The sequence below is a fragment of the Streptomyces sp. STR69 genome (assembly GCF_024519455.1).
GTDB lineage: Bacteria > Actinomycetota > Actinomycetes > Streptomycetales > Streptomycetaceae > Streptomyces.
The window spans coordinates 159,448-177,187 of the sequence record NZ_JALJRY010000012.1; the positions used below are offsets into that span (position 1 = coordinate 159,448).

Below are 17,740 nucleotides of genomic sequence, written 5' to 3' on the forward strand. Positions count from 1 at the left end.
AGCAGTTGAAGGGCGGTTCAGGAGTCGGCCCGGACCAGCGTCCACAGCACCTCGTCGGCCTCCTTCATCACCCGGGCCACCAGCTCGGCGCACGACGGCAGGTCGTCGATCACCCCGGCGACCTGCCCGGACGCCATCACCCCTAGATCCGTACGACCGTCCACCATCGACGCCCTGAGCAGCATCGGTGTGTTCGCGGCGAGCAGGACCTGGCTCCAGGTCAGGTCCTTGCCGTGTTTCATCGCGAGGCCGTCGCGGATCATGCGCGGCCAGGTCAGACCGGACAGCCGGCGGAAGCCCGCCGCCCGGCGTACGGCCTGGAGCAGGGTTCTCGTACGGCCGGAGTGCTCCATGGCGTCGACCAGTTCCGTACGGAGCATGCGGTGGGGGAGGCCGTCCACCGCTCTCGTGACCGTGACGTCCCTGACCGTCGCCGCCAGATACGCCGCCTTCACCGCGTCCGGGACCGTCGAGTCCGAGGTGAGGAGGAAGCGGGTGCCCATGGCGACGCCCGCCGCCCCGTACGCCAGCGCCGCGACCAGCCCCCGCCCGTCGAAGAAGCCGCCCGCCGCCACCACCGGTATGTCCACCGCGTCGACCACCTGCGGCAGCAGCACCGTCGTCGCCACCTCCCCGGTGTGGCCGCCGCCCTCCCCGCCCTGCACGATCACCGCGTCCGCACCCCACGCCGCGACCTTCTCCGCGTGGCGCCGCGCCCCGATCGACGGGATCACGACCACACCCGCCTCCTTCAGCTCGGCGATCAGCTCGGCGGACGGCGCGAGCGCGAAGGACGCGACCCGTACGCCCTCCTCGATCATGATCCGCACCCGGTCGCCCGCGTCCGCCGCGTCCGCCCGCAGATTCACCCCGAACGGCGCCCCCGTACGGGACTTGACCTCCCGGATCGCGTCCCGGAGCCGGTCGGTGCCCATGGTCGCGGAGGCCAGGATGCCCAGCGCGCCCGCGTTCGCCGTGGCCGACACCAGGCGTGGGCCCGCCACCCAGCCCATCCCCGTCTGCACGATCGGATGCCGCACCCCGACCAGCCTGGTCAGCGCGGTCTCCATCAGACCGCCACCTCCCTGCGACGGGTGTCGGCGGGGTCGATGACCTCACGGATCAACCGCAGCTCCTCCGGGGTGGGTTCACGGGTCTGCTCCACCTCGTCCGGGACCGTCAGCTCGAAGCCGGTCGCCTCCCTGACCTGCTCCACCGTGACCCCCGGATGCAGCGAGGCCAGCCGCATCGAGCGGTCGGGGGTCGCGAAGTCGAACACGCCGAGGTCGGAGACGACCCGGGGGATCCGGTGGAAGCGGGCTGTCCCCGGGTGCTCGGCGACCCGGTCGTACCCCACCCCGCACACCATGTCGACCCTCTCCACGAACACCCGCGGTGAGTGCCGCGGTATCCAGTAACTCGTCGGATTGTTCAGCGTGTTGATCGGCGCCCCGCGCACCCCGAGCAACTGCCGCTTCGGGCGCGTCCAGTCACCGATGCACGAGATGTTCTGGTTGCCGTACCGGTCGATCTGGCTCGCGCCCATCATCACGTGCCGGCGTCCGCCGGACACCAGGGCCAGATGCTGCCGGTAGGGCAGCCAGCCCTCCGGGGTGCCGTCCGGGCGCACCAGCAGGGCCTCGCCGTCGGTGAGCAGCAGGTCCGGGGCGAAGGTGAGCCGGGCGAGCCGGGCCCCGACCGAGGGGATCAGCCCCATCGGACTGGCCAGGATCTCCCCGGCGTCCTGCCACGCCTCGGCACAGGCGATCACGCAGTACTCGGAGCGCAGTACCTCTGTGAGCTCTACGTCCGTCATCGCCGCTCCCCTTCCCCTTCCTGCTCCTGCCAGTTGCGCACCGCCGACCGGTAGTCCGCCTCGTCACCGGCCAGGAAACGCTCGGAGAACTCCGCCCAGGGTGTCGTCGCGTACAGTCGCTGGAAGTCCTCGTCCCTGCCGTGGTCGGGGGCGCACGACGTGAAGTGGGCGCCACCGGGCGCCTCGACGACCCCGGTCACGTGCAGCCGCTTGACCAGCAGGGACTGCGGTGGCGCCTCCTTCGTCAACTCGGCCGTGTCCACGATCCGTTCGCAGGAGACATAGGCCGCGTCCGCCGCCTCGCAGAACAGGTCGTCGAAGTACGGGTCCGGGCCCAGATACTGCCCGTTGCCCAGCCGGTCGGCCCGGTTGACGTGCACCAGCGCCGCGTCCAGGCGCAGCGCGGGCATCGCCACGAACGTCTCCCCGTCGTCGTACGGCGAAGTGACCGTCCGCAGGCCGGGGTTGACCCGCATGACGTCCGAGCCGATCCCCGCGCGCACCGGCAGGAACGGCAGCCGGTTCGCCGCCGCGCGCAGGCCCCACATGAACATGCCCTCGTCGACCTCCGTCAGCTCGAACTCCCCGCGCTCGCGGCCCGCCCGGTAGTGCGGTTCGAGCGGGACGGAATCGAGGGTGACGAAGGGTGCCACCAGCTTGCGGACCCGGCCGGCCGCCACCAGCATCCCGACGTCCGGGCCGCCGTACGAGACCAGGGTGAGATCGCCGATGTCGCTGCGGAGCAGCGCTCTGACCAGCGACAGCGGCTTGCGCCGGGAACCCCAGCCGCCGATGCCCAGGGTCATGCCGCTCGCCAGCCGGGACACGACCTCGTCGGCGGTCATCGTCTTGTCAGCCACTTTCGGCACCCTCCTTCCCGAAGGTGTCACGGACCCGGTCGGCCACCCCGCTGACGCTCGCCTCGAAGGTGAAGCCCTGCTCGAAGCGGTAGCTGCGGCGGACGTCGACGGGGTCGATGCCGTTGATCGCGGACTTGGCGAGCCGGATCAGCTCGCCGTCCTTGGCGGCTATCTCGGCCGCCAACTCCAGCGCGGCGGACAGCAGTTCATCGCGCGGTACGACCCGCCACACCGAGCCGTGCGCGTGCAGCTCGTCCGCGGTCGCCGTGCGCGAGGTGTAGTACAGGGCGCGCATCAGGTGCTGGGGGACCAGCCGGGCCAGATGCGTGGCGGCGCCCAGCGCGCCCCGGTCCAGCTCGGGCAGCCCGAAGGTGGCGTCCTCGCTCGCCACGATCACGTCCGCGTTCCCCACCAGACCGATGCCCCCGCCGAGACAGAAGCCCTGCACGGCCGCCACCACGGGCACCTCGCACTCGTACACCGCGGCGAACGCCTCGAAACAGCCCCGGTTCACCCCGACCAGGGCCGACTGTCCGCGCGCCTGTATCTCCTTGATGTCCACGCCCGCGTTGAAGCCCCGCCCCTCGGCCGCCAGCACCACACAGCGCACGCCGGGATCGCGGCCGGCCGCGCGCACGGCGTCGGCCAGCGCGAACCAGCCGTCCACCGGCAGCGCGTTCACCGGCGGGAAGTCGACCGTGACGACGGCGATTCCCTTGTCGGGGGACGGGCTTTCCGGGGTTTCCGGGAACGAGGTGGAGACACCCATGGACACATCAGCTACCTTTCCACCAAACATTTGTTAGGTGTGAGGCTTCGAAGCTAGCAGCCGCAGAATCCGAGCGGGAGACCCTGTGGACAACTCGCCCGACCGCCCGTTGAACGGCCGGACCGTCCTCGTCACCGGCGGCACCCGAGGCGTCGGCGCCGGTATCGCGCGTGCCTTCGTCGAGGCCGGCGCCCATGTGCTGACCTGCGCGCGCAAACCGCCCGAAGACCCCGTCCGGGGAACCGAGTTCAGCGCCCTCGACCTGCGCGACCCGGACGCCGTACGGGAGTTCTTCGCCGCGCTGCCCCGGCTCGACGTCCTCGTCAACAACGCGGGCGGCGCGCCGTACCGCCCACTGGTCGACGCGGAGGCCGAACGCCACGCGCGGATCATCGAGTTGAACCTCCTCGCCCCGCTCACCGCCTCCCTCGCCGCGTACGAACACCTCAGGCGGGCCAGGGGCTCGGTCGTGATGATCGGCAGCGTCAGCGGCAGCCGCCCCTCGCCCGGCTCGGCGGCGTACGGGGCGGCCAAGGCCGGACTGGAGAACCTGGCCCGCTCGATGGCGGTGGAGTGGGCGCCGGACATCCGCGTCAACACCCTCGTCGTCGGCATGGTCCGCACCGAGTCGTCCCACCTGCACTACGGCGGCGAGGACGCCATCGCGGCCGTCTCCCGCACCGTCCCGCTCGGCCGCCTCGCCGACCCCATCGACGTGGGCGCGGCGGCGGTCTTCCTCGCTTCCCCCGCCGCCGCGTACATCAGCGGCGCGAGCCTCCTCGTCCACGGGGGCGGGGAGCGGCCCGCGTTCCTGGATGCCGCAACCGCCAACAAGGGAACAGGAGTTGAGAAGTGATGGGGACGAGTGCTCTCTGCGACGGCAGGGTCGTCGTGGTCACCGGTGCGGGCCGTGGCCTGGGCCGCGCCCATGCCCTCGCCTTCGCCGCCGAGGGCGCCCGGGTCGTCGTCAACGACCTGGGCGTCGGTCTCGACGGCACCCCGGACCCCGACAGCCCCGCCGCACAGGTCGTCGCGGAGATCCGCGCGGCGGGCGGCGAGGCGGTCGCCCACGGCGGCGACATCGCCACCGGCGCCGGTGCCGCGTCCCTGGTGACGACAGCCCTGGAGGCCTACGGCCGCCTCGACACCCTTGTCAACAACGCGGGTTACCTGCGCGACCGCATGCTCGTCAACCTCGACGAGGACGACTGGGACGCGGTGCTGCGCGTCCACCTGAAGGGCCACTTCCTGCCCCTGAAACACGCCGCCGCGCACTGGCGTGCGGAGTCCAAGGCGGGCCGCACCCCGACCGCCCGGATCATCAACACCAGCAGCGGAGCAGGCCTGTTGGGCTCGGTGGGACAGGGCAACTACAGCGCGGCCAAGGCCGGCATCGTCGGCCTCACCCTCGTCGCGGCCGCCGAACTGTCCCGCTACGGCGTCCAGGTCAACGCGATCGCCCCCGCGGCGCGCACCCGCATGACGGAACACACCTTCGCGGAGACGATGACGGCACCCGACTCCGGCTTCGACACGATGGCCCCGGAGAACGTCTCACCCCTGGTGGTATGGCTGGGCTCCGCCGCGAGCGCGGGGGTCACCGGCCGGGTCTTCGAGACGGAGGGCGGGCGCATCACCGTGATGGAGGGGTGGCGGGCCGGCCCGAGCGCGGACAAGGGGGCGCGGTGGGGTGCGGGGGAGGCGGGCGAGGCGGTGCTGAAACTGCTGGCGGAGGCGGAGGTTCCGGGGGCGGTGTACGGGAGTTAGCCGCTCGCGGCACACCCCCTGTACCGCCGACACCTACGTGTCGCACTCCAGCACCGTCCGGCACAGGGAACACCGCGCCCGTACCCTCCCCCGCACCGGCACCCTGATCCGCTGATGACACGTGGGGCAGGGGAACGACACCCGCAAGCTGCCCCGCCCGTCGGGGGAGAAGGAGTACGGCACCCCTTTCTGCACTCCCGGCCCGTGCCGCCGGTCGTGCGCGTAGCGCCGCCGCCCGGCCCACCCCGCCGCCGTAAGAGGAGGCTGCTGCTCGTCACGCCGGGCCTGCTCCATGCCCTTGACGTACGCCGTGTAGGCCTGCGGACTCGTGAACCACACCGAGGGATCCTCGCCGAAGACCAGCGCCCGCTTGGCGAGGACGTACCCGAACTCCTCCGGCGTGAGATAGCCGAGCTTCTGCGAGGACGCCGAGTCCTCCCGGTACGCGTCCAGCAGCAGCCATCCCGCGCCCAGATACGCCGCCGCCGTGTCCGTGAGGATCTCGTTCTCCCGGGTGCCGGGGAACGACAGGTCCAGGCGGTGCAGATAGACATGCATGACCTCGTGCGCGAGAGCCGCGCCGATGTCCCGGCGATGGGTGCGGAACCGGTCGTTCAACTCCACGAAGTACTCGGGCCCGGCCGTGAGTTCGACGTTCGCCGCATGCGTCATCTCACGGAAGCTGACGATCAGCCGGGCATCCGGGAGCCGGTAGTGCCGGACCATCTCCCGGGCCACCCGCTGCGCCCCCATATGCAGGTCGTCCGTGTCGCAGAACGCCACGTCGACGGGGGCCACACTGGTCGCGAACGTCTGGACGGTGTCGTACGACAACCGCTTGTAGAGCGCGGTGATGGAGTCCCGCACCGTGTCCAGATGCGGGTAGCCGTGCTCGACCGGTCCGTCGTCCGCCACGTCCACAACCCCCAGAGACGCCCTGAACCCGCATCCACTCTATGCCGAGGGGCGAGGATGCACGCCCCCAATAATTCCCTGACGGATCGCGGCCGAGAAGGCTATGCTCCCCGCGATGACGACTCACTCTGTTCACAGAACGGGGGTCCCGTCCGCGCAAGGTGAGTGCTGATGCTCCCTCATACCGCGAACGGGAATTCCCGGCTTTCCTTCTGGCCGCGCGTGCGTGAGTTCGCCGTGCCGCCCTCCATGATCGAGACCGCCACGGTCCGCCGCGATGCCGGGGACTGGGCGGGCGCCTGCGCCGCCGCCGGTGTCGACATCGATCTCGACCTACGGTCCGTCGCGCGCACCCATGGCCGGGAACAGGCCGCCCGGGTGCGCGCCGATCTCCGCCGACTCGCCCCTGACCTGCTCCGTTGGCATCTGCCGAGGATCGCGCCCGACGGGCTGCTGCGCCCGGGACTGACCCTCACCCTGGCCCGCTACGGGCACGATGCCGTGCACCCGCTCCACCTGGTGGTCCGGACCCCGCCGGCCTGGGCCGACGGCGGCCAGCGGATCGGCCTCGCGCTGTGGGACGGCACCCACCGCGAGGCCGTAGCCCGTCGGCATCCGCATCCCCGGCCGAACCGACGCTTCCGGCTCGACCTGCACCGACACCTGTGGGACGCGGGAAGGAGCGGTGAGCTGCGGGTCCGCGCCGGGGCCGACCGGCCACCCGGCGACGGACCCCCACCGGTCCCGGCTCCTCTGGACACGATGCCCGAAGCGTGGAACTGCGCCGTCGACCGCTGGGCGGACGAGGCGGCGATCCTGCTCCACGCGGAGGGGCGGACGGCCGGTCCCGTCGGCGTGCGGTTCGGGTCCCGGCACCGGTTCGTACTGGCGCTGGATCCGGTCGCGGACACCCTGCGGATCGCACCGGCACCGATGGACGGCAGCACCACCGCGCTGCCGGTGCTGCCCGACGCGGCGACCTGGGGCCTGCCGGACCTGGAACTCCTCCGCACCGGCGCGATCGAGGCCGGCCGACTCCATCCGCTGGTCGCCGCCGCACTCGTACCGGATCGTCCCCGGCCGGACGGTTCCCCGCGGATCCCGCACCGGGCAGGACAGCCGCACCTGGTCGAATGCCGGGGCGCGCTGCACCGGATCGGGCTGGTCGACGGCGTCCTGGCACCCCTCGACCACGATCCGGCCGAGATCCGGCGCGAGGAACTGCTGGTCGCGCTGACCGGTACTCCGCTGCCCTGCCTCCAGGCCGTCGACGACGCCCACCGCCACCCGGACTGCCTCACCGGCGTCCGCGAACGCCTCATCCACGGCGACACCGCCGGCGCGCTGGCCGTCGTGGAGGGACTGCTCGGTCCCGACGCGGTGCTGCGCGGTGGCGCGCTGCGGGACGAACTCCGGGCGGCGGCGCAACGGCGGCTCACGTACGGGCTGTTCAGGGCGGGCCTGACCGGCCCCGGACCGCGATCCGGCCACTTCTTCCCGGGACTTCCGCTCCCCCGGAAGGAACGCCTCCGCCTCGCCAACGGCCTCTGACCGCACGGAACTTCGCCACCGCCGCACCAACAGCCGTTGACCGCACGGGACTTCAACCCCGTCCTCGCGCGCGCTCCACCCCTCACCCGCGCACGCCCCGCCACAACCCAAAGGTGACCACATATGCCCACACGCACCCTGTACGCCGCCACCGACACCCCAGCCCACCCCACCCGACTCGACGTCGCCGGCGACCTGTTGACCCTCCTGCGCGACACCACCACCGAACCGCGCCCCGACAACCAGCTGGAGGCCCTGACCCTGGCCGTCGCCGCCGACCTCCCCGTGCTGCTGTGGGGCGAGCCGGGCATCGGCAAGACGGCGGCCCTGACCCAGCTCGCCGCTGCCCTGGACCTGCCGTTGACCACGGTGATCGCCAGTGTCCACGAGCCGTCCGACTTCTCCGGGCTGCCCGTCGTGGGCGACGATCCCGCGGAGCAGGGCGTCCCGATGGCCCCGCCGGACTGGGCCGTACGGCTCGTGCGGGCGGGCCGGGGGCTGCTGTTCCTTGACGAGTTGTCCACCGCGCCGCCCGCCGTGCAGGCCGCGCTGCTGCGGCTGGTGCTGGAGCGGCGGATCGGCGCGCTGCGGCTGCCGCCCGGGGTGCGGATCGTGGCCGCCGCCAACCCCCGGTCCTCGGCGGCCGACGGCTGGGAGCTGAGCCCGCCGCTGGCCAACCGGTTCGTGCACCTCCAGTGGACCCACGACCACGAGGTCGTCGTACGCGGCCTCGGCGGCACCTGGCCCGTGGCGACCCTGCCGCGGCTCGACCCGGAGAAGCTGCCCGGAGCCGTGGACTTCGCGCGCCGCGCGGTGTGCGGACTGCTCACCGGCCGCCCCAAGTTGGTCCACCAACTGCCCAGCAGCGAGACCCGGCGGGGCGGAGCCTGGCCCTCGCCCCGGAGCTGGGAGATGGCCCTGAGCCTGATCGCGTTCGCGACCGCGGCCGGCTCCTCCCGGGAGGTGCTGTCCCTGCTGGCCAGGGGCACGGTCGGGGACGGTCCAGGGCTGGAACTGCTGGCCGCCGTGGACCGGATGGACCTCCCCGACCCCGAGACGTTCCTCGCCGATCCGACGGCCGGCGAGCTGCCCGAGCGCGGGGATCTGCGCCAGGCCGTGCTCGACGGGGTGGTGGCCGCGGTCCGCAACCGTCCCGACCGGGCGCGCTGGGACGCCGCCTGGGCGCTCCTGGTCCGGGCGTTGGAGACCGGTGCCCCGGACCTCGTCGTCGTCCCCGCGACCACCCTCGCCTCACTGCGCCGGGAGGACTGGGACGTACCCGCGTCCATCGAGCAACTCGCCGGCGTGGTCGCCCTGTCGCAACGGGCGGACCGCGCCGCCGCGACCGTGAAGGGCGGCCGATGAACCCGGACCCGGCCACGGACCTCGACCTCGACAAACTCTTCGCCGCCCGCCTCTACGCGGCCCGCGTCCGCCCCTATCTGGCCACCGCGTTGTTCGCCCTGCACACCGTCGCGTCACGGCAGGTGCCGACGATGGCCGTCGACCGGCACTGGCGCTGCTATGTCTCGCCGGGGTTCGTGGACCGGATGTCGGTCGAGGACCTGGCCGGAGTCTGGGTCCACGAGGTCTCCCACCTGCTGCGCGACCACCACGGACGCAGCGACCGCCTCGCCCGTGAACGCGGACTGACCGGCCCGGGGGAGCGGCTGCGGATGAACATCGCCGCCGACATGGAGATCAACGACGACGCGTACGGCGAGGGTCTGGTCACCCCCGAAGGCGCGGTCCAGCCGGGGTCGTTGGGACTACCCGCCGGGAACCTGATGGAGGACTACCTGCGCTGGTTCCAACTGGGGCCGCGCACCCAGGCGTTGGCGTGGCTGGACTGCGGCAGCGGCGCCGACGGGCTCGACCGGGGCTGGGAGCTGGGCCCGGACGGCGCGCACGGGCTCAGCAAGCAGCAGCGCGACGCGGTCCGCTTCCGGGTGGCACAGGGCATCACCGGCCGCCCGGGCAGCGCCCCGAGCGGATGGCGGCGGTGGGCCGAGGAGGCGTTCCATCCGCCGCAGCCCTGGCGGGAGTTGCTGGGAGCGGCGGTCCGCTCGGCGGTCTCCGCTCCCGGCGCGGGCGAGGACTACAGCTACGGCAGGCCCTCGCGCCGCTCGGCCGGACTACCCGGTGTGGTGCTGCCGAGCCTGCGCCGCAGGCCGCCCCGGGTCTGCGTGGTCATCGACACCTCCGGGTCGGTCAGCGACGCCGAGCTGGGCAGCGCGCTCCTCGAAGTGGCCGCGATCTCAAGGGCGGTCGGTGGCCGCCGCGACCTGGTCACCGTGGTGCCGTGCGACGCGGCGGCCGAGTTCGCACAACCACTGTGCCGCGCGGAGGGCATCGAGCTGCTGGGCGGCGGCGGTACGGATCTGCGCACCGGCTTCGCCAAGGCCCTCCGCGCCCAGCCCCCGCCCGACGCCGTCGTGGTCCTCACCGACGGCCAGACCCCCTGGCCGGAGCGGCGACCGCCGTGCCGGACCGTGGTGGGCCTGTTCCCGCGACCGTACGTGAACAGGTCCTACGGCGAGGACGACCCCGACTACGTGCCGGACACACCGCCCGACTGGGCCCGCGTGGTCGAGATCGGGTCCGCCCCCGTCTCCCGGTGAGCACGCAAGGAGACGGACTTCCCGGCGAACGGCGCCTCCTGCAGCTCCAGCACCCACACGTCGTTCACCCCCTCCCGCAGCACGGGCCCGGGGACGAACAGCTCCCGTTGCGGGCCCGCCGACCAGTACCGGCCCAGGTCGAAGCCGTTGACCCACACGAACCCCCGGGTCCAGCCCGGCAGTTCGAGTACGGCGTCCCCGGCGCCCCGCACCTCGACGGTGCCCCGGTACAGGCCGGGGGAGTCGCCCGGGGGCAGCGCCCCCAGCGGAATGCCCTCGATGTCGTCCAGCGCGTCAAGGCGCAGCCCACGCGCGCGTACGTCGTGCAGGTACTGCCGCTCGTGCAGCAGGCCCCCGGTGATCCCCTTCGGCTCCCCGAGCCGGGGCCCGTAGTTGGCCCTCCCCAGGGACTCCACCCACAGCTCCACGCGCGCGTGCCCGGCGACGGGTTCCTTGAGCTGCTCGTCGCCCTCCGTGAGGATCCCGGCCCGCTCCCCGTCGACGTACACCACCGCCAGGTCCCGCAGCCCGCGCGCGGTGAGCGGATACGGTGCGCGCGGTCCCGGCACGGTCACCTCGTAGCGGACGAGACCGCGGTCGACGTCCAGTTCCTCGAAGGTGGGCGGGACCGGGCCCGCGGACTCCGGTCCACCGCGTGCCTCCAGTACGTCGGCCAGGGGTGCCCAGCCGGTCAGGCGTGCCTCGGCCCGGTGCTCCAACAGCGGCGGCGCGGGCGGGGGTTCGGGCGGCGGGGCGTCGGCGTACTCGGCGAACACCTCGCGCATGCGCCAGAACTTCTCCGTGGGGCGCCCGTACTCGTCGATCGGGGCGTCGTAGTCGTAGGACGTCACATCGGGCTCCAACGGGCCCTCGTGCAGGGCGCCGCCGCCCCGGTTGGCGCCCGCCCAGCCGGCGAAGTTGGTGCCGCCGTGCGCCATGTAGACGTTGACCGACGCACCGCACTCCAGGATCTCCCGCAGGGCGGACGCCGCGTCCTCGGCATCACGGACGACATGCTCGCCGCCCCAGTGGTCGAACCAGCCGCACCAGAACTCCATGCACATCAACGGTCCCTCGGAGCGGAAGGCGCGCAGCGTCTCGAAGGCCACGCGCGCGTGGGACCCGAAGTTCACCGTCGCCAGGACACCGGGGAGGGAGCCGCCGCCCAGCATGTGGTCCTCGGGGCCGTCCGAGGTGCACAGCGGAACCGCGACCCCCTGGTCCCGCAACAGCGCCTCCACTGCCCGCAGATAGGCCGCGTCGGAGCCGTAGCTGCCGTACTCGTTCTCGACCTGCACCATGATCACCGGGCCGCCGCGGTCCAGCTGGCGGGGCACGACCTCGGCCAGCAGCCGGCGAAACCAGCGCTCCAGGTGGCCCAGGAAGCGCGCGTCACGGGTACGCGCGCGTGGCCCCAGTTCGCCCGTCAGCCAGTGCGGGAGCCCGCCGTTCTCCCACTCCGCGCAGATGTACGGCCCAGGGCGCACGATCGCCCACAGGCCCGCCTCCCGGGCCGCGTCCAGGAACCTGCCCAGCGCCTCCACGTCCCGGAAGTCGCCCGGCGCCGGCTCGTGCAGGTTCCACGGGACGTACGTCTCCACACAGTTGAGGCCCATCGCCCGCAGCATCGCCAGCCGGTGTCCCCAGTGCGCCTCGTGCACCCGGAAGTAGTGCAGCGCCCCGGACAGCAGCCGCACCGGCCGCCCGTCCAGCAGAAAGTCCCTGTCGCCCACGGTGAACTCGCTCATGCCTCGACTCTCTCCCCTTGGCGGCGATCACGTCCATGGACAAAGATCGCCACTACTTGGACCGAGCATTGTGCGAACCGGGCAATGGGTGAGGGGGCGCGGATGTACCACACCTGGATGCGTTTCTTCACGCCCGCACCCGCCCACCACCGCCTCGGCCTCGCCTGCCTCGGCGTCGGCCTCCAGTACGGCGAGCTGCCCACCGTCGGCCCCCGCACCCTCGACCACCACGTGGCCGTCGTGATCAGCGCGGGCGGCGGCTGGTACCTGACCCCGGACGGCCGCCGTACCACCGTCACCGCGCCCGCCCTGCTGTGGCTCACCCCCGGAGTGCCGCACCACTACGCGCCCGACCCCGGCGCCGGCTGGGACGAGGGGTTCGTCGACTTCACCGGGCCCGCGACGGCGACGTACACCGAACTCGGCTACATCGAGCCGGAGCGGCCCGTGGTGGCCCTCTCGGACGCGAGCGGACCCCGTGCGGTCATCGGGCGCATGGCCCGCGCGGCGCGGCGCGGAAACCCCCTCCTGGAGGTGGAGACCGGGGCCGCAGTCCACGAGCTCCTGGTCGCCCTGCGCCGGGCCCGCGCCGACCTCGCCCCGGACGGCGACCCGGTCCTCCAGGCCCTCGCCCGCGACGCCTGCCTTCCGCTCACCGTCGCCGACCACGCGGCCCGGCACGGCATGACCCCCGCCGCACTGCGCGCCGCCGTCCGCCAGGGCGCCGGCTGCAGCCCCAAGGACTACCTCCTCGGCATCCGCCTGGGGCGCGCCAAAGAACTCCTCGCCGCCACCGAACTGCCCGTCGCCGCCGTCGCCCGCCGCGTCGGCTACGACGACCCCGCCTACTTCTCCCGCCTGTTCACCCGCCGTGTCGGCATGCCCCCCGTCCGCTTCCGCGCCCAGCAGGGCCGTACCGTCCCCGGCGGCTGGAGCGACCAGGTGCCCGATCCCGCCGATCCGCCGATGATCGGGTGGGCGCACTCCCCGTAGGGTGGTCGCCCATGACCACCAGCAACAACGGAACCGGTGACGTCGACCCCGCCGTGCGCGAGGAACTGGCCAGGCTGCGCGACAGCATCGACAACATCGACGCGGCCGTCGTCCACATGCTCGCCGAACGCTTCAAGGCCACCCAGCAGGTCGGTTTCCTCAAGGCCACCCACCGGCTGCCGCCCGCCGACCCGGCCCGCGAGGCCCGCCAGATCGAGCGCCTGCGCACCCTGGCCGAAAACGCCAAACTGGACCCGGCGTTCGCCGAGAAGTTCCTCAACTTCATCATCGCCGAGGTGATCCGGCACCACGAGCGCATCGCGGAGGACGCCGTCAACGGCGGTTCACCCACGGCGAACTGAACCCGCCGGACCCGTAAGGGGCGTGACAGCGGGGTGCGTTCGGGGCGATGCTGCGCTGTGCACCTGCATGTGCACTCCTCGTCAGCCGACGGGCACACCCCGTCATCGCCTGCGCCATAAGCTGGTTGTCCCACGCGGGAGGGACTTCGGGTCATGCCGTCGGATGCCAGGATCCTCATCGTCGACGACCATGAGGACACGCTGTACGCGCTGGAGAGCGCCCTCGCCCCGCTGGGCTACCGGCTCGCCCGCGCCACCAGCGGCGACGAAGCGCTCAAGCAGGTGCTCCGCGGCCAGGTCGGCCTGCTCCTGCTCGACGTACGGATGCCCGGCGTCAGCGGCCTCGACGTGGTCCGCTACCTGCGCCGCCTCGAACAGACCCAGCACATCCCCGTGGTCCTCCTCACCGGCTTCGGCCTCGACCCCGAACTGACCGCCACCGCCTTCGGCCTCGGCGTCGCCGACCTCATCACCAAACCCGTCGACCCCTGGACCCTGCGCACCAAGATCCGCTACCTCTACGACGCCCACCAGCGCCACCTGGCCCTGGAACAGGAAATCCGCGACCTGCGCGCCCTCCTCAAGGACCCGCCCCACCCGGGCCCGGCGATGCCCCACCCCCCCCCGCCGCACCCGGACGCGCGCGTGCCCTACCAGCGCGACGCCCAGAACGCCGCCTCCGCCGCCGGCCCCACTCCCACTCCCGCCCCCGACCGGACATAGGCCGCGTACCGGACCTGCCCTGTGCCATGTCAGTGCCATCAGGCAGCATGTCCACCATGTCCGTACTGACGCGCGACGAAGCGCAGACCCGTGCCAGGCTCCTCGACGTCCACCGCTACACGATCGAACTCGATCTGACGACGGGCGAAGACACCTTCGACTCCCGCACCGTCATCGCGTTCACCGTTCGCGGGGATCAAGAAGGCACCGACACCTTCGTCGAGCTCAAGCCCGCCGAGCTGCGCTCCGTCACCCTCGACGGACACCCCCTCGACCCGGAACAACTCGTCGAGAACCGGCTCCCGCTGCCCGCCCTCACCGCCGGCGAGCACGAACTGCGCGTCGACGCGAGCATGCACTACTCCCGCACCGGCGAGGGCATGCACCGCTTCACGGACCCCACCGACGGCGAGACCTACCTCTACACCCAACTGTTCATGAACGACGTCCAGCGCGTCTTCGCCGCCTTCGACCAGCCCGACCTCAAGGCCGTCTTCGACCTCACGGTCACGGCCCCCGAAGGCTGGACCGTCCTCGCCAACGGCATCACCGAACACCTCGGCGAAGGCCGCTGGCAGGCCGCCACCACCCCCCTCATCTCCACCTACCTCGTCGCCGTCGCCGCCGGCCCCTGGCACTCCGTGCGCACCGAACACCGCGGACTGCCCTTCGGCATCCACTGCCGCCGCTCCCTGGCCCCCCACCTCGACGCGGACGCCGAGGAGATCCTCGACATCACCCGCCAGTGCTACGACCGCTACCACGAGAAGTTCGAGGAGCCCTACCCCTTCGACTCCTACGACCAGGCCTTCGTCCCCGAGTTCAACGCCGGCGCCATGGAGAACCCCGGCCTGGTCACCTTCCGCGACGAGTTCATCTACCGCTCCGCCGTCACCGACACCGAGCGCCAGACCCGCGGCATGGTCATCGCCCACGAGATGGCCCACATGTGGTTCGGCGACCTCGTCACCCTCCAGTGGTGGGACGACATCTGGCTCAACGAGTCCTTCGCCGAGTACATGGGCTACCAGACCCTCACCGAAGCCACCCGCTTCACCGACACCTGGACCGACTTCGGCGTCGTCCGCAAGGCCTGGGGCTACGACGCCGACCAGCGCCCCTCCACCCACCCCGTCGCCCCCGAGAACGTCGACGACACCGCCTCCGCCCTCCTCAACTTCGACGGCATCTCCTACGCCAAGGGCGCCTCCGCACTACGGCAGTTGGTGGCCTGGCTCGGCGAGAAGGACTTCCTCGCCGGTATCAACACCCACTTCGCCCGCCACAAGTTCGCCAACGCCACCCTCGCCGACTTCATCGACTCCCTCGCCTCCGGCACCGAACGCGACGTCCACGCCTGGGCGGACGTATGGCTGCGCACCACGGGCGTCGACACCCTCACGCCCAAGGTCCGGACCGAGGACGGGAACTGGCACCTCGACCTCCGGCACGAAGGCAGCCCCGGAGTCTGGTCCAAACCCGACCCGGCCAAGGACCACAAGGGACTCACTCACCTCACCACCCTCGCATCACCCCCCGCCACCCGCCCGCACCGCATCGCCATCGGCCTCTACGACCACGACCTCCACGACGCGAGCCGCCTCATCCGACGCGACCGAGTGGAGGCGGACCTTCCCGCCACCGGCAACATCGGCATCAGCTCCACCGGCCCCCGCCCCGCCCTCGTCCTCCTCAACGACGGCGACCTCACCTACGCCAAGATCCGCTTCGACGCCGAATCCCTCGAAACCGTCCGCACCAGCCTCTCCGGCCTCCCCGAACCCCTCACCCGCGCGGTCGTCTGGAACGCCCTGCGCGACGCGGTCCGCGACGGCGAACTCCCCGCCTCCGCCTACCTGGACGCCGCCCGCGCCCACCTCCCGCACGAGACGGACCTCGCCCTCGTCCAGGGCGTCCTGGCCTTCGCCTCCGCCCAGGTCACCGACCGCTACCTCACCCCCGAGGCCCGCCCGGCCGCCCTCGCCACCCTCACCGCCCTGTGCCGCGACCTCATCCGCCGCACCGAGGACGGCTCCGACCCCGGCCTGCGCCTCATCGCCGTACGCCACTTCATCGACGTCGCCGCCCACCCCGACACCATCGCCGCCTGGCTCACCGAGGGCACCGTGCCCGGCGGCCCCGAGCTCGACCCCGAGCTGCGCTGGCGCGTCCTGGCCCGACTCGCCGTCCTGGGCGCCGTCGAAGAGACCGCGATCGCCGCCGAGTTGGCGCGGGACCCGTCCGCCACCGGCCAGGAAGGCGCCGCCCGCTGCCGCGCCGCCCTGCCCGACCCCGAGGCCAAACGCACGGCCTGGGACGCGATGTTCAGCACCGACGACCTCTCCAACTACCTCTTCACCGCCACCGCCCAGGGCTTCTGGCAACCCGAACAGGCCGATCTCGTACGGGAGTACGTGCCCCGCTTCTACGAGGACGCGGTCACCCTCGCCGCCCGCCGGGGCCCCGCCATGGCCGAAGCCGCCGGCCGCTGGGCCTTCCCCACCCACGCCGTCGACCCCGAAACCCTCCGCCTCGGCGAGGAATGCCTGCACGACGCCGACCTCATCCCCGCCCTGCGCCGCAAGCTCGTCGACCAACTCGACGACCTGGCACGGGCGTTGCGAGTCCGAGAGGCGTAGGACCCGGGCCCTACGCCGTCACGGGCACGCCTCGTCCCTGCCGACGATGCGGCGGGCTGATCGTCCTTCCTAGGCTCGATGCCGCCAAGGACGATCAGCCCCAGGAGGAACCCGTGATCGTAGTAACAGGCGCCACCGGCAACGTCGGCCGCGCACTGGTGGAACGCCTCACCGCCGCCGGCCGGCCCGTGCGGGCGCTGACACGCGACCCCCAACGGGCCGGATTACCGCAGCAGGCCGAGGTCGTCCGCCACCAACTCGACGACCCCGCCGCCCTGTTCACCGGCGCGACCCAGCTCTTCCTGAACCTCCAGGCCACCGGCGACACGACCCCGGTACTCCTCGACGCGGCCCGCGCGGCCGGCGTCCGGCACGTCGTCATGCTCTCCTCCGGCATCATCCGCGAGGGCGCCGACACCAGCCACCCCATCCACATCTGGCACGCCAAGGCCGAACAACAGGTACGCGACAGCGGCCTCGCGGCGACCATCCTGCGGCCCCACGCCTTCGCGGCCAACGCCCTCCAGTGGGCCCCGCAGATCCGCGCCGGCGACACCGTACGCGGCCCCTTCGCCGACGGCGTCTCGGCACCGATCCACGAGGACGACATCGCCGCCGTCGCCGAACGCGCCCTCCTCGACCCCGGCCACGAAGGAGCGGCCCACCGCCTCACCGGCCCCGAACCGGTCACCACGGCCCAGCAGATCACCGCGATCGGCCACGCCATCGGCCACGACCTGCGCTTCACCGAGATCCCCGTGGACGAGGTCGGCCCCGAACTCTTCCCCCACGTACCCCCGGAGATGCTCCCCGGCCTCCTCAAGGCCTTCGGCGGGAGCGTCGGCGCGACCCCGGAGATCACCACCACAGTGGAGGAGATCACCGGCGTACCGGCCCGCCCGTTCACCACCTGGGCGAAGGACCACGCGGACGACTTCCGGTGACCCTCCCACATCGTTCACACAACACTTTCGGG

General features: G+C 72.4%; 16 protein-coding genes. 10 read left to right on the top strand and 6 right to left on the bottom strand.

Going from position 1 to position 17,740, the window contains the following annotated elements; all coding sequences use genetic code 11:
* Positions 1-17: 17 nt before the first annotated feature.
* The 4 genes from OC490_RS23495 to OC490_RS23510 are packed head-to-tail and all read right to left on the bottom strand — an operon-like array spanning position 18 to position 3,445.
* The gene (locus OC490_RS23495) at positions 18-1,070 is read right to left on the bottom strand and encodes an NAD(P)H-dependent flavin oxidoreductase (RefSeq protein WP_262059954.1); all 1,053 of its coding nucleotides are present in this window, start codon (positions 1,068-1,070) and stop codon (positions 18-20) included.
* On the bottom strand, positions 1,070-1,816 hold the full coding sequence (locus OC490_RS23500; RefSeq protein WP_262059955.1) for a CoA-transferase subunit beta: 747 nt from the start codon (positions 1,814-1,816) through the stop codon (positions 1,070-1,072). Before OC490_RS23500 ends, OC490_RS23495 begins: the two co-directional genes overlap by 1 nt.
* Positions 1,813-2,676, bottom strand: coding sequence for a CoA transferase subunit A (locus OC490_RS23505; protein ID WP_262059956.1), 864 nt, complete (start codon positions 2,674-2,676; stop codon positions 1,813-1,815). The genes OC490_RS23500 and OC490_RS23505 overlap by 4 nt, the downstream gene beginning before the upstream one ends.
* Entirely contained in the window at positions 2,669-3,445 is a 777-nt protein-coding gene (locus OC490_RS23510; protein ID WP_262059957.1) for an enoyl-CoA hydratase family protein, read from the bottom strand. The genes OC490_RS23505 and OC490_RS23510 overlap by 8 nt, the downstream gene beginning before the upstream one ends.
* An 85-nt stretch (positions 3,446-3,530) precedes the next feature.
* Between OC490_RS23510 and OC490_RS23515 the strand changes: the two genes are divergently transcribed.
* Together OC490_RS23515 and OC490_RS23520 are read left to right on the top strand one after the other, a co-directional pair.
* A complete protein-coding gene (locus OC490_RS23515) occupies positions 3,531-4,301 on the top strand; it encodes an SDR family oxidoreductase (RefSeq protein WP_262059958.1) in 771 nt (256 codons plus the stop codon).
* Positions 4,301-5,212 (top strand): SDR family oxidoreductase, encoded by a 912-nt coding sequence (locus OC490_RS23520; protein WP_262059959.1) that lies wholly within the window; start codon positions 4,301-4,303, stop codon positions 5,210-5,212. Before OC490_RS23515 ends, OC490_RS23520 begins: the two co-directional genes overlap by 1 nt.
* A gap of 33 nt (positions 5,213-5,245) precedes the next feature.
* Here the strand turns inward: OC490_RS23520 and OC490_RS23525 are convergent, their stop codons facing one another.
* Positions 5,246-6,127 (bottom strand): hypothetical protein, encoded by an 882-nt coding sequence (locus OC490_RS23525; RefSeq protein WP_262059960.1) that lies wholly within the window; start codon positions 6,125-6,127, stop codon positions 5,246-5,248.
* A gap of 171 nt (positions 6,128-6,298) precedes the next feature.
* Between OC490_RS23525 and OC490_RS23530 the strand changes: the two genes are divergently transcribed.
* From OC490_RS23530 to OC490_RS23540, 3 genes are all read left to right on the top strand, one after another.
* The gene (locus OC490_RS23530; protein WP_262059961.1) at positions 6,299-7,678 is read left to right on the top strand and encodes a hypothetical protein; all 1,380 of its coding nucleotides are present in this window, start codon (positions 6,299-6,301) and stop codon (positions 7,676-7,678) included.
* Between the two features lie 123 nt (positions 7,679-7,801).
* A complete protein-coding gene (locus OC490_RS23535) occupies positions 7,802-9,043 on the top strand; it encodes an AAA family ATPase (protein WP_262059962.1) in 1,242 nt (413 codons plus the stop codon).
* Positions 9,040-10,299, top strand: coding sequence for a DUF2201 family putative metallopeptidase (locus OC490_RS23540; RefSeq protein ID WP_262059963.1), 1,260 nt, complete (start codon positions 9,040-9,042; stop codon positions 10,297-10,299). The genes OC490_RS23535 and OC490_RS23540 overlap by 4 nt, the downstream gene beginning before the upstream one ends.
* On the opposite strand, the gene OC490_RS23545 is transcribed toward OC490_RS23540, so the two are convergent.
* A complete protein-coding gene (locus OC490_RS23545) occupies positions 10,230-12,047 on the bottom strand; it encodes a glycoside hydrolase family 35 protein (RefSeq protein ID WP_262059964.1) in 1,818 nt (605 codons plus the stop codon). The genes OC490_RS23540 and OC490_RS23545 overlap by 70 nt on opposite strands.
* A 102-nt stretch (positions 12,048-12,149) precedes the next feature.
* Here OC490_RS23545 and OC490_RS23550 point away from each other — a divergent pair, with 102 nt between their 5' ends.
* The 5 genes from OC490_RS23550 (at position 12,150) to OC490_RS23570 (ending at position 17,708) form a co-directional block, all read left to right on the top strand.
* Positions 12,150-13,040 (top strand): helix-turn-helix domain-containing protein, encoded by an 891-nt coding sequence (locus tag OC490_RS23550; protein WP_262059965.1) that lies wholly within the window; start codon positions 12,150-12,152, stop codon positions 13,038-13,040.
* A gap of 11 nt (positions 13,041-13,051) precedes the next feature.
* A complete protein-coding gene (locus OC490_RS23555; RefSeq protein ID WP_093625585.1) occupies positions 13,052-13,402 on the top strand; it encodes a chorismate mutase in 351 nt (116 codons plus the stop codon).
* Positions 13,403-13,555: 153 nt separating this feature from the next.
* Entirely contained in the window at positions 13,556-14,125 is a 570-nt protein-coding gene (locus tag OC490_RS23560) for a two-component system response regulator (protein ID WP_262059966.1), read from the top strand.
* Positions 14,126-14,172: 47 nt separating this feature from the next.
* Positions 14,173-16,764, top strand: coding sequence for an aminopeptidase N (pepN, locus tag OC490_RS23565; protein ID WP_262059967.1), 2,592 nt, complete (start codon positions 14,173-14,175; stop codon positions 16,762-16,764).
* 113 nt (positions 16,765-16,877) lie between these two features.
* Positions 16,878-17,708, top strand: a complete 831-nt coding sequence (locus OC490_RS23570; protein WP_262059968.1) for an NAD(P)H-binding protein — start codon at positions 16,878-16,880, stop codon at positions 17,706-17,708.
* Positions 17,709-17,740: the final 32 nt, after the last annotated feature.

Bases quoted from the DNA above. Each gene is read 5' to 3' on its own strand.
- OC490_RS23495 (WP_262059954.1), bottom strand. From the start codon at position 1,070: ATGGAGACCGCGCTGACCAGGCTGGTCGGGGTGCGGCATCCGATCGTG.
- OC490_RS23555 (WP_093625585.1), top strand. From the start codon at position 13,052: ATGACCACCAGCAACAACGGAACCGGTGACGTCGACCCCGCCGTGCGC.
- OC490_RS23520 (WP_262059959.1), top strand. From the start codon at position 4,301: ATGGGGACGAGTGCTCTCTGCGACGGCAGGGTCGTCGTGGTCACCGGT.
- OC490_RS23545 (WP_262059964.1), bottom strand. From the start codon at position 12,047: ATGAGCGAGTTCACCGTGGGCGACAGGGACTTTCTGCTGGACGGGCGG.
- OC490_RS23550 (WP_262059965.1), top strand. From the start codon at position 12,150: ATGTACCACACCTGGATGCGTTTCTTCACGCCCGCACCCGCCCACCAC.
- OC490_RS23510 (WP_262059957.1), bottom strand. From the start codon at position 3,445: ATGGGTGTCTCCACCTCGTTCCCGGAAACCCCGGAAAGCCCGTCCCCC.
- OC490_RS23530 (WP_262059961.1), top strand. From the start codon at position 6,299: ATGCTCCCTCATACCGCGAACGGGAATTCCCGGCTTTCCTTCTGGCCG.
- OC490_RS23535 (WP_262059962.1), top strand. From the start codon at position 7,802: ATGCCCACACGCACCCTGTACGCCGCCACCGACACCCCAGCCCACCCC.
- OC490_RS23560 (WP_262059966.1), top strand. From the start codon at position 13,556: ATGCCGTCGGATGCCAGGATCCTCATCGTCGACGACCATGAGGACACG.
- OC490_RS23540 (WP_262059963.1), top strand. From the start codon at position 9,040: ATGAACCCGGACCCGGCCACGGACCTCGACCTCGACAAACTCTTCGCC.
- OC490_RS23500 (WP_262059955.1), bottom strand. From the start codon at position 1,816: ATGACGGACGTAGAGCTCACAGAGGTACTGCGCTCCGAGTACTGCGTG.
- pepN (WP_262059967.1), top strand. From the start codon at position 14,173: ATGTCCACCATGTCCGTACTGACGCGCGACGAAGCGCAGACCCGTGCC.